Consider the following 11,820-nt stretch of genomic DNA (forward strand, 5'->3'; position numbering starts at 1 on the left):
TCGTAGCTTGCAGGCATTGGTTTTGTTTGTCGACGGTTTTTATCGGGGTAAAAGGTGATTGCTCACTGGCATCAGGCCGGGTGGGTGGAAAAATAAAGGGGATAAGATAGTGGCAACAAAAGAAGTGATGGGTCAGATCAAACTTCAAATTCCTGCTGGGCAGGCTACACCGTCACCACCTGTTGGTCCTGCGTTAGGTCAGCATGGTGTGAACATTATGGATTTTTGTAAAGCCTTTAACGCTAAAACCCAGGGTCAGGAGGGAAGTATTATTCCTGTGATCATTGAGGTTTATAAGGATAGAAGTTTTTCTTTTATTACTAAATCTCCTCCTGCCTCTGCTTTGTTAAAGCAGGCGGCTGGAATAGCGAAAGGTTCATCGAATCCAAGTAAGGAATTTGTTGGAACGGTAACTGAGGAACAGGTTAAAGAGATAGCAAAGGTCAAAATGGAAGACTTGAATGCTGAAGATGTAGAGGCCGCGATGCAAATCATTAAGGGTTCTGCGAAAAGCATGGGTCTGAAGGTTGAAAACTAACTGGGATCAGGCAGGGAAAAAGTTATGGCAAAGCATGGTAAAAAGCATAGGTCGGCGGCTGAAAAGGTTGACCCGGATAGCAAATATGAATTGAAAGAAGCCTTGGGGCTGGCCACTTCTGTCAAGTCTGAAAAGTTTGACGAGTCGCTGGATGTGGCGATCCGGCTGGGTGTTGATCCGAGAAAAGCTGATCAGAATATCCGTGGCAGTGTTGTGTTGCCAAAAGGAACAGGAAAGAAGTTTCGTGTGCTGGTCTTTGCGAAAGGCGAAAAGGAAAAAGAGGCAAAAGATGCTGGGGCAGAGTTTGTTGGGGGTGACGACCTGGTAACAAAAATTCAGGGAGGCTGGATGGAGTTTGACCGTGTGGTGGCGACCCCGGATATGATGGGTCAGGTCGGAAAGCTCGGAAAAGTGTTGGGCCCAAGAGGCTTGATGCCTAATCCTAAAACAGGAACTGTAACGTTTGATGTGAAGCAGGCTATAGAATCTATTCAGGCGGGTAAGGTGGATTACCGGGTTGACAAGGGAGGCATTATCCATGCTTCTCTGGGTAAAGCCAGCTTTACGGTTGAGGCCCTGGAAGAAAATTTTCATGCCCTGATGTCGGCTCTTGTTAAAGCAAAGCCAGCCTCAAGCAAGGGGCAATATGTAAAGGGAGTTTCGGTCTCAACGACTATGGGGGTTGGGGTTAAAGTGGCTTATATGCCCAATTGATTGAAATGCTTTCGCCCTTCGGGGGCGGAAGATTGGAATGAAAGAGGTGGCTGACGTGCCAAACGCGGAAAAGATCAAAAAGGTTGAAGAGTTGAATGGGGTGTTTCTGAAAGCCAAAGCTGCAGTTCTTGCGGACTATCAGGGAATTGAAGCGCCTGAATTGACACAGTTGCGAAGTCATATGAGATCCAAATCTGTGGATTTTCGTGTGATTAAGAATACCTTGGCCCGGCAGGCCTCGAAAAATACCCCTTTTGAGTTACTGGATGAAGACTTTAAGGGGCCAGTGTCTATCGTGGTTAGTTTTGAAGATGCTGTGGCTCCCGCAAAAGCTTTGGCTGAGTTTGAAAAGTCCGGGGCTCCAAAAAGTCCAAAGGTGATTTGCGGTGTGGTCGAGGGAAAGAAAATTTCTCCTGAACAGGTTAAGGCGCTTGCGGACCTGCCTTCAAAAGAAGCGCTGGTTTCCCAGTTGCTGGCAGTTTTCAATGGGCCTGCGACAAATTTTGCTGGGGTTTTCAGCAGTCTGCTTAGAAAGTTGGTGGGAACGCTGGACGCGGTACGAGAAAAAAAAGCATCTGAATAATCCGGCCTTCGGTAAGGCCGTTGTAATGATATTTTAAATTAAACATTGGGTACCACAATTTTGAAAGGAGGGCGTAATGGCCGTCACAAAGGATGATGTAGTTTCCTTTATAGATAATATGACTGTTCTGGAAATGTCGGAGTTTGTAAAAGAATTAGAGGATAAATATGGTGTGACCGCTGCGGCTCCGGCGGTTGCAGTTGCGGCACCTGCAGGGGGCGGTGGGGAAGCTGCTGCTGAAGAAAAGACGGAGTTCGATGTTATCCTCGCTTCTGCGGGTGACAAGAAAATCCAGGTTATCAAGGAAGTGAGAACTATTACTGGTTTGGGATTGAAAGATGCCAAGGATCTTGTGGAGTCAGCTCCCAAGCCTATTAAAGAAGGTGTCAAGAAAGAGGAAGCCGACGAGATTAAGAAAAAAGTAGAAGAGGCTGGCGGTACGGTTGAGGTTAAATAACGGGAATAGTGGGCTGCAAATTTATCCACGCCTTAACAGGTAAATTTTCCGTTAATCTTTCTTTTAGAAGGATATAGCCTTATGTCGAAGAACCGTTCCCAGAGAGCGTTAGGCAATTTCAGAAAAAGAAAAAACTTTGCCAGGATTCCTACGGTCATAGATATCCCTAATCTGATCGAGATCCAGAAAAAATCATTCGAATATTTCCTGCAATGTGATGTCGCGCCTGCAGATCGAGAGTTGAGAGGATTGGAAGAAGTTTTTAGTGACGTTTTTCCAATCTCCGATTTGAATATCAATGCTCGTATCGAGTATGTGGGCTTTGAGGTTGGTATATGGGAGTGCGGCTGTGGCGAGTTCAAGGAACTTGGCGGCCCGGCTGTCGTTTGTCAAACCTGTAAGCAGGAAGTTACTTACAAGGAAAAGCATAAGCTCAGCGAATGCAGGCAGAAGGGTCTTACCTTTTCTGATCCGATAAAAATCATGGTGCGCCTGGTTCTTTTTGACCGGGAAGTCATAGATGTCAATGCGAAGACCTTAAAAAACCTGCAGGACAAAATCATCATCGAAGAGGTTAAGCGCCCGCAGACTTCGAAAACCTTGATCCCCGCAAAAACACCGGTTACTGATGAAATCTTAAAGATTTTGGCCGATGAAAAGGTTCCTCAGGTTACTATTAATTCGGTTAGAGAGGTCAAGGAGCAGAAAATTTTCCTCGGTGAGATGCCGATGATGAGCCCGACCGGGACTTTTATGATTAACGGGGTCGAGCGCGTTATCGTTAGTCAGATGCATCGTTCTCCTGGTGCGTTTTTCTCGCACGATAAGGGCAAATCTCACGTCAGCGGTAAAATTCTTTTCTCAGCGAGGATCATTCCTGATCGAGGTTCCTGGGTGGACTTCGAGTTTGATATTAAAGACATTCTTCACGTTAAGATTGATCGCCGCCGTAAATTGCCCGCAACAATTCTATTGCAGGCGTTTGGAATGGATAATAAGTCCATCCTGGAAACTTATTACCCCATAGAAAAAATCAGCATCGGAAAAGATTCTAGATGTTTTATGGGTAGTAAGAATCTGATGGTCGGGTTCAAGGTTAAAGAAGATGTGATTGATCCCAAAACCGATGACGTCATTCTTAAGTCGGGCAAAAAGGTTACTGTGGCGGCTGGCAAAAAGCTGGGTCGAATGTCCAAGACGGTCAAGGTTGAAATTGACGAGGAAAGCTTGATCGGTCGTTTCTTGTATGATGATATCATTGACCCCGAAACCGGTGAGATTGAAGTTGAGTCTAACTCAGAAATCACTGAGGGTGTTCTTGAGGTTGTTAAAAAGAACAAGCTTAATGAAATCCGGATTCTTCGTATTGACGAGGAAGCTTCTGATACCACGATTCGCGATACATTGATCGCGGCCAAGACCCAAACCCAGGATGATGCGATTCGCGAGGTTTATAAAAGATTGCGTCCTGGGGATCCACCAACGCCAGAGATTGCCAGGTCTTTGTTCAGCAACCTGTTTTTCAATCCCAAGCGATATAATTTGTCTGTGGTGGGCAGGATCAAGATGAACCAGAAGTTTGGTCTGGATATTCCTCTGGATAACAGGTTGTTGACCCTGGAGGACTTGATTGCTGTGGTCAGGTACATTGTCGATCTCAGAAATGGAATTGGCGATATTGACGATATTGATCATCTTGGTAACCGCAGAGTTCGCGCTGTTGGCGAATCTCTTGAAAACCAGTTCCGGGTGGGAATGGTGCGTATGGAGCGGGCTATCATTGAGCGTATGTCCATTCAGGACCTCGATGTTTCCATGCCGCATGACCTGATCAACTCCAAGCCGGTGACTGCCGCGATCAAGGAATTTTTTGGCAGCAGCCAGCTGTCTCAGTTCATGGATCAAACCAATCCCCTCTCCGAGGTTACACATAAGAGGCGATTGAGTGCGTTGGGTCCGGGCGGTTTGACCAGGGAGCGGGCAGGGTTTGAAGTGAGGGATGTTCATCCAACGCATTATGGCCGTATTTGTCCGATTGAGACTCCTGAAGGTCCGAATATTGGTTTGATTGCTTCACTGAGTACTTACGCAAGGGTGAATGATTATGGATTTATTGAAACGCCTTACCGCAAGGTAGAAAACTCTGTGGCAAAAGAGAGTGTGGATTTCCACACTGCTCTGATTGAGGATAAATTCGTCATCGCTCAGGCCAATGTTGAGATGGATGAGAAAAAGAAGTTTGTGAAGCCTATTGTTTCCGCCAGGAAGGGAGGGGATTTTGTTCTGTCCCCCAGTGAAAAAATCGATTACATGGATGTTTCTCCCAAGCAGCTTATTAGTGTTGCGGCATCTTTGATTCCTTTCCTTGAAAATGATGACGCCAACCGGGCTCTCATGGGTTCAAACATGCAGAGGCAGGCTGTACCGCTTTTGCGTTCTGAGGCTCCTCTGGTGGGAACCGGTATGGAAGCTATTGTTGCTCATGACTCGGGCGCGATGGTGATTGCTGAAAATGATGGCGAGGTCATCAGTGCAGACGCTGTTCGTATTGTTGTTCGTACTGAAAAAAAGGCGGCGGGTAAAGTTAAGACAAGACGTAGCCAGTTGGATTCGAATGTTGATATTTATACTTTGAACAAATATCAGCGGTCGAACCAGAATACCTGTGTCAATCAACGTCCATTGGTGTCTTCGGGTGACAGGGTGCGCCGTGGCGATGTGCTTGCGGATGGTCCTTCCACGGATCATGGTGAGCTTGCGTTGGGTAGGAATGTCCTGGTGGCATTTATGCCCTGGGGTGGATACAACTTTGAAGATGCCATTATTGTAAGTGAGAAGCTGGTAAAAGAAGACGTTTACACTTCTATTCACATAGAAGAATTTGAAGTGGAAGCGCGTGACACTAAACAGGGTAAAGAAGAGATCACCCGTGATATTTCCAATGTGGGTGAAGACGCTTTGAAAAACCTTGATGAGAGCGGAATCATTCGCATTGGTGCCACGGTAAAACCCAATGACATCATGGTGGGTAAAATAACACCAAAAGGCGAAACCCAGCTGAGCCCTGAAGAAAAACTTCTCAAGGCAATCTTTGGCGAAAAGGCGGGAGATGTGCGTGACACTTCACTCAGGGTTCCTCCTGGAATCCAGGGTACGGTTATTGACGTAAAGGTGTTCTCCAGAAAAGGGATTGATAAGGATTCAAGAACCCTTGCCATTGAAGAAGAAGAGATCGCCCGCGTTGAAAAAGATTATGCCGATGAAATAAAGATTGTCAAAAGTGAAACTGAGAAGAATATGCGTTCCTTGATTGTGGGCCAGTCGGCAACTAAGTCCACAACAGTAGGAAAGGTCGCTTTTAAGAAGGGGCAGGTGATCGATGCGGAATTGATCGCCAAAATGAGTATTAAGGATCTGGCTAAGGTTCCGGTTAAAAGTGATAGTGAAAAAACGCTTTTAGAAATGGAGGCGAACTCAAAAGAACAGGTTCAGGTTCTGAAGTCCATGCTTGATGAAAAAGTATCGGACTTGAAAAAAGGTGATGATCTTGCCCCGGGTGTGATCAAGCTGGTCAAGGTCTTTATGGCCATGAAACGCAAACTGCAGGTTGGCGATAAAATGGCAGGGCGTCATGGTAATAAGGGTGTTGTGTCGACCATTGTTCCTGAAGAAGACATGCCTTATATGGAAAGCGGTCAACCTATAGAGTTGATCCTGAATCCACTGGGTGTGCCTTCGCGAATGAACGTGGGCCAGATCCTGGAAACGAATCTTGGCATGGCCGCCAAGGCAAACGGAGAACACATGGCGACACCTGTGTTTGATGGTGCTCGTGAAGGCGAAGTGAGAAAACTGTTGTCAGATGGTGGTTGCTCTGAATCAGGTGAGATCCCGCTTTATGATGGAAGGACAGGACGTTTATTCCGGCAAAATGTCATGGTGGGTTACCTGTATATGCTCAAACTGCACCATCTCGTTGATGACAAGATTCACGCCCGGTCTACGGGGCCGTATTCTCTGGTCACTCAGCAACCTCTTGGAGGTAAGGCGCAGTTTGGGGGTCAAAGGCTTGGAGAGATGGAGGTCTGGGCCCTGGAGGCTTATGGTGCGGCTTATACCTTGCAGGAAATGCTCACGGTTAAATCTGATGATGTGGAAGGCCGTAAGCGTATGTATGAGGCCATTGTCAAGGGAGACACCCATTTGAACCCAAGTCTTCCTGAGTCGTTCAACGTTCTCATCAAGGAATTGCAGAGTCTGGCCATTGATGTTGAGTTGATCGAATCTGGAAAAGTTGTTTGAAGTGATTGATTAAGTTTCTAAGGCCTCAAGATTTTTTAAGAGGTGTAGATCATATAAATAAAAAGCGGTTTGCGAAAACCTAAAATAGGAGAAATCCCTGGTGGATAGCCTGACATATTTCGATAAGCCAAAAAATCCGATCATGTTTGATGCCCTCCGGGTGCGGATTGCATCGCCGGAGAAAATCCGTTCCTGGTCTTATGGAGAGGTTAAGAAACCCGAAACCATCAATTACCGTACTTTTAAACCGGAAAGGGATGGTTTGTTCTGTGCGAAAATTTTTGGTCCTGTTAAGGACTGGGAGTGCACCTGCGGTAAATACAAAAGGATGAAGCATAAGGGTGTCATTTGTGAGAAGTGTGGCGTTGAAGTCATTCTCTCAAAAGTGCGCCGTGAACGTTTAGGTCATATTGAACTTGCCAGCCCGGTTGCGCATATCTGGTATTTCAAGGGACTGCCCAGTCGTCTTGGGCATCTGCTGGACATTCCCCTTAAAGATCTTGAGCGAATTATATATTTTGAAAATTATGTGGTGACTGATCCCGGTGATTCGGATTTGGAAGTCGGTCAGATTTTGACCGAGGAGGAGTACCGGGAGATGGAAATGGAATTCCCCGATACTTTCCGGGCGATGATTGGTGCCGAGGGGGTTACGGAGCTGCTCAAGCCGATGAACCTAGACAACCTCGCTGCCGATTTAAAAGAGGAGATGATCACCACCAAATCGGTGATGAACCGCAGAAAAGTTGCCAAGCGTCTTAAGATCGTTGAGGCATTTCGAAAATCTGGCAATAAGCCGGAGTGGATGATCCTGCAGGTTATTCCTGTAATTCCTCCTGAATTGAGACCGCTGGTTCCATTGGATGGCGGACGTTTTGCGACCTCTGACCTTAATGATCTTTACCGGCGTGTGATAAACCGGAATAACAGATTGAAGCGTCTTCAGGAATTGAAAGCTCCGCAGATTATTATCCGGAACGAAAAACGAATGTTGCAGGAGGCGGTTTCTGCGCTGTTTGATAATGGACGTCGAGGGCGAACCTTGCGTGGAACTAACAAACGTCCTTTAAAATCTTTAAGTGACATGCTTAAGGGTAAACAAGGCCGGTTCCGGCAAAACCTGTTGGGAAAACGGGTGGATTATTCAGGCCGTTCTGTCATTGTTGTTGGGCCTCATTTGAAATTCCACCAGTGTGGTCTGCCCAAGAAGATGGCGCTTGAGTTGTTCAAGCCTTTTGTGTTTAACAGGCTGGAAGAAAAAGGTTATGCCGCGACTATCAAGACCGCGAAAAAAATGGTTGAACAGGAGCGCGCTGAAGTCTGGGAAGTGCTTGAAGAAGTGGTGAAGGGGCATCCGATCCTGCTTAACAGGGCGCCGACGCTGCATCGACTGGGTATCCAGGCTTTTGAGCCTTTGCTGATTGAGGGTAAAGCCATTCAGGTGCATCCAATGGTTTGTACCGCTTTCAATGCCGACTTCGATGGTGACCAGATGGCGGTTCACGTGCCGCTTTCCATGGAGGCGAGAACTGAAAGCAAATTGTTGATGATGTCTTCCAACAATGTCTTGTCTCCATCAAATGGAAAACCGATTGCCGTTCCAACTCAGGATATTGTTTTGGGTTGTTATTACATGACAAAGGTTCGGGGAAATGTAAAAGGAGGCGGTAAGGTTTTCTCGTGTCAAAAGGAAGTCGTGGCCGCATACGATGCGGATGAACTCGATCTGCAGGCGCAAATTATGGTCCGCATTGAAGGAGAGCTGATCCAGACAACAACGGGTCGGGTGCTCCTTGGTGAAGTTTTGCCTGAAGGCTTGCCTTTTGAGCTGGTGAACCGGCTGATGGATAAGAAATCCCTGTCAGATCTTTTTTCCAAATCTTTCCTCATGGTGGGAAGGGAAAAAACAGTTTCCTTGTTGGACAGTGTCAAGGAATTGGGATTTAAATACGCCACGGAGGCGGGACTCAGTATTTCTATTGACCAGATGCGAATTCCGAAAACTAAAGTGCAGTTGGTTGATAAAACCAATGATGAGGTCCTCAAGGTTCACAAGCAGTACAGGGATGGTCTCATTACCAATGGCGAAAGGTATAACAAGGTCATTGATATCTGGGCGCACGTTACAGAAAAAGTATCTGAAGAAATGTTTAAAGAGCTGGAAGCGGAAGATGAGTCTACTGTTGTGGGAAAAACCACCAAGGACTTTAATTCCATTTTTATCATGGCCGATTCGGGTGCCCGCGGCAGTGCCCAGCAGTTGCGCCAGTTGGCTGGAATGCGCGGCCTGATGGCTAAACCTTCCGGTGAAATTATAGAAACGCCTATCACCGCTAATTTTCGTGAAGGACTTTCGGTGATTCAGTATTTCATTTCTACGCATGGAGCTCGAAAGGGTCTTGCGGATACAGCACTGAAAACCGCGAATTCAGGTTACCTCACCCGGCGGCTTGTTGATGTGGCCCAGGATATGATTGTTCAGGAAGATGACTGCGGTACCCTCAAGGGTATTAATGCGATCTCCCTGGTTGAGGCCGGAGAAATTATTCAGCCTCTGGGAGAGAGAATTTTGGGCAGGACGGTTCTGGAAGATGTTATTGACCCGTTTACAGGCGAAGTATTGGCCAAGGCGGACAGTCTGATTGTGGAAGAGACTGTGCAGGCAATTGAAAACGCAGGTATAGAAAAAATCAAAATGCGTTCTTGCCTGACCTGTGAATCCAAGCTGGGTGTTTGTGTTAAGTGTTATGGGCGCAACATGGCTACTTTGCAATGGGTTGAAGTTGGCGAGCCGGTAGGTGTCATCGCTGCGCAGTCCATTGGTGAGCCGGGGACCCAGCTGACCATGAGAACATTCCACATTGGTGGAACTGCCAGCAGGGTTGTCGAGCAAACGACCTTGAATACAAAGCGGGGTGGTTTGGTCAAGTATCTTGGATTGCGTACCCTTAAAAACCGTAATGGTGAGATTATAGTTATGAACCGGAACGGCAGCCTGGTGATTCAGGATGAGACGGGGCGTGAAAAAGAACGGTTCTCAGTTGTGTATGGAGCAAAAATCAAGGTTAGTGATGGCCAGGAAGTGCAAGAGGGTCAAACCCTGATTGAGTGGGATCCTTATACAAATGCAATTTTGACCGAGGTCTCAGGAACTATTGCATTTGGTGATGTGATTGAGGGTGTCACCATGAAAGAAGATTTTGACGATATCACGGGTCTCTCTACCAAGGTTATTATCAGTCACCGTGATGAGAAAAAACAGCCGCGGATTTCGCTCAAGGATGAAAAGGGTGAAACCGTGCGTCGATATATCCTGCCAGCAGGTGCGAACATTAACGTGAACGAAGGCGATATGGTGAGTGCTGGGGATTTGATTGTTAAAATTCCGCGCGAATCTGCAAAGACAAAAGATATCACCGGTGGTTTGCCTCGTGTGGCAGAGTTGTTTGAAGCTCGTAAACCCCATGAGCAGGCAACGATCACGGAAATTTCCGGAACGGTCAAGTTTGGAGGGTTTGTCAAGGGTATGCGCAAGGTCGTCGTAGTGGGTGAATCGGGTGACGAATGTGAATACCTGATTCCGAGGGGCAAACACATCAACGTCCACGAAGGCGATGAGGTGGTTGCCGGTGAACCTTTGATGGATGGCGCCTCCAATCCGCATGATATTTTGCGGGTGCTTGGTGAAGATGAATTGCAGAAATATCTGGTGAATGAGGTCCAGGAGGTCTATCGTCTGCAGGGTGTGCAAATTAACGATAAGCATATTGAGGTTATCGTTCGGCAAATGCTGCGGCATTTAGTTATTGAAGATTCAGGCGATACGGATTTTCTGGTTGGAGAACAGGTGACCAAGAAAGTCTTCAACCAGGCTAATCAGGAAGCCATCAAAAATAAGAAAAAACCGGCTAAGGGTGCCCCGGTGCTCCTAGGTATCACCAAGTCATCGCTCAGCACGGAAAGCTTTATTTCAGCAGCTTCTTTCCAGGAAACCACACGTGTGTTAACGGAAGTGAGTGTGAGCGGTAAAATGGATAACCTGGTCGGATTGAAAGAAAACGTGACAATGGGAAGATTGATTCCGGCGGGAACGGGGTGCCGGGCCTATAGCGGAATTCGTATTGAAGAACCTGAAATTGAGGGGGCTGACCAGAAGGAAGATCAGGCTCCGGTCGCGGCGGAATAAAAAACGAGGAACCCCTTTTTTTCGCTTGACTAAGTCAGTTTCGGTGCTACAATTACAACTTTTTCACGCCTATATCTGTCTGATATAACCCTTTGTTTTTATTGAGTCATCGGGTGTTTTCAGTTTTATTTGGTGCTCGGATTATGTGGATTGCCTTTTAGGGAGGTCTGTTTTTTGCCTACGATCAATCAGTTAGTGAAGTCCGGTCGGAAAAAACCGGTCGGAAAAAGTAACAGTCCGGCTTTGAAATCTTGTCCGCAAAAGCGGGGAGTTTGTGTGCGGGTGTACACGTCTACACCTAAAAAGCCAAATTCAGCTCTCCGAAAAGTGGCTCGAGTCAGGTTGACGAACGGCATGGAGGTGACCACCTATATTCCCGGTGTGGGTCATAACTTGCAGGAGCATTCTATTGTTATGATCCGCGGTGGTCGAGTTAAAGATTTGCCCGGTGTTCGGTATCATGTGGTCCGGGGTAGCCTTGATACGCTTGGGGTGGAAAGCCGAATGCAGAGCCGTTCGAAGTATGGGACGAAAAAACCTAAAAAATAATAATCGATAATTTTTATGGCAAGACGAAGAGAAGCACAGAAAAGAAAAATAATTCCTGATCCTAAGTTCAATGATCTGCTGGTTGCCCGTTTCATCAATTGCATTTTGCGAAAAGGAGAAAAGGGGAAAGCGGAAAGTATTCTTTACAAGGCTCTGGACAGTGTTGCCGAGAAAAGCAAGGAAGATCCTTTGCGGGTTTTTCGTAAGGCGGTGGAAAATGCGGCGCCTTTATTGGAGGTTCGATCTCGAAGGGTTGGTGGCGCAACCTATCAGGTCCCTGTTGAGGTCAAGGAGAACCGCAGGCTGGCTCTCAGTATTCGGTGGATGATCCAGAATGCTAAGGCGCGTTCGGGCAGGTCGATGGCTGAGAAGTTGACGGGCGAAATTTTGGATGCTTTTGGAAATTCTGGCGGAGCGGTTAAGAAAAAAGAGGAAGTTCATCGAATGGCTGAGGCGAATAAGGCCTTCGCGCATTACCGCTGGTAAATGGA

The 11,820-nt window shown here is 46.9% G+C and carries 8 protein-coding genes; all 8 read left to right on the forward strand.

Annotated elements, in window-relative coordinates; translation table 11 throughout:
* The first annotated feature begins 127 nt into the window (after positions 1-127).
* Positions 128-538 carry a 50S ribosomal protein L11 gene (gene rplK, locus F3741_00940; GenBank protein ID MZG29363.1) on the forward strand — a complete coding sequence of 137 codons (411 nt, stop codon included), beginning with the start codon at positions 128-130 and terminating at the stop codon, positions 536-538.
* A 24-nt stretch (positions 539-562) separates the two neighbouring features.
* The gene (locus F3741_00945; protein MZG29364.1) at positions 563-1,252 is read left to right on the forward strand and encodes a 50S ribosomal protein L1; all 690 of its coding nucleotides are present in this window, start codon (positions 563-565) and stop codon (positions 1,250-1,252) included.
* Positions 1,253-1,307: 55 nt separating this feature from the next.
* Positions 1,308-1,835: a 50S ribosomal protein L10 gene (locus F3741_00950; protein ID MZG29365.1), complete on the forward strand. Its 528-nt coding sequence runs from the start codon at positions 1,308-1,310 to the stop codon at positions 1,833-1,835.
* Between the two features lie 76 nt (positions 1,836-1,911).
* Positions 1,912-2,292 (forward strand): 50S ribosomal protein L7/L12, encoded by a 381-nt coding sequence (locus F3741_00955; GenBank protein MZG29366.1) that lies wholly within the window; start codon positions 1,912-1,914, stop codon positions 2,290-2,292.
* 81 nt (positions 2,293-2,373) lie between these two features.
* A complete protein-coding gene (rpoB, locus tag F3741_00960) occupies positions 2,374-6,594 on the forward strand; it encodes a DNA-directed RNA polymerase subunit beta (protein ID MZG29367.1) in 4,221 nt (1,406 codons plus the stop codon).
* 100 nt (positions 6,595-6,694) lie between these two features.
* Positions 6,695-10,780, forward strand: coding sequence for a DNA-directed RNA polymerase subunit beta' (gene rpoC / locus F3741_00965; protein ID MZG29368.1), 4,086 nt, complete (start codon positions 6,695-6,697; stop codon positions 10,778-10,780).
* A gap of 174 nt (positions 10,781-10,954) precedes the next feature.
* Positions 10,955-11,329, forward strand: coding sequence for a 30S ribosomal protein S12 (locus tag F3741_00970; protein MZG29369.1), 375 nt, complete (start codon positions 10,955-10,957; stop codon positions 11,327-11,329).
* A 15-nt stretch (positions 11,330-11,344) separates the two neighbouring features.
* Positions 11,345-11,815, forward strand: coding sequence for a 30S ribosomal protein S7 (gene rpsG, locus F3741_00975; protein MZG29370.1), 471 nt, complete (start codon positions 11,345-11,347; stop codon positions 11,813-11,815).
* Positions 11,816-11,820 lie beyond the last annotated feature (5 nt).

The organism is Nitrospinota bacterium, from assembly GCA_009873635.1.
Classification (GTDB): Bacteria; Nitrospinota; Nitrospinia; order Nitrospinales; family VA-1; genus LS-NOB.

What these genes read in the sequence shown, in the direction of transcription:
- rplK (MZG29363.1), top strand. Translation starts at nt 128, where the DNA reads ATGGGTCAGATCAAACTTCAAATTCCTGCTGGGCAGGCTACACCGTCA.
- F3741_00945 (MZG29364.1), top strand. Translation starts at nt 563, where the DNA reads ATGGCAAAGCATGGTAAAAAGCATAGGTCGGCGGCTGAAAAGGTTGAC.
- F3741_00955 (MZG29366.1), top strand. Translation starts at nt 1,912, where the DNA reads ATGGCCGTCACAAAGGATGATGTAGTTTCCTTTATAGATAATATGACT.
- rpoB (MZG29367.1), top strand. Translation starts at nt 2,374, where the DNA reads ATGTCGAAGAACCGTTCCCAGAGAGCGTTAGGCAATTTCAGAAAAAGA.
- rpsG (MZG29370.1), top strand. Translation starts at nt 11,345, where the DNA reads ATGGCAAGACGAAGAGAAGCACAGAAAAGAAAAATAATTCCTGATCCT.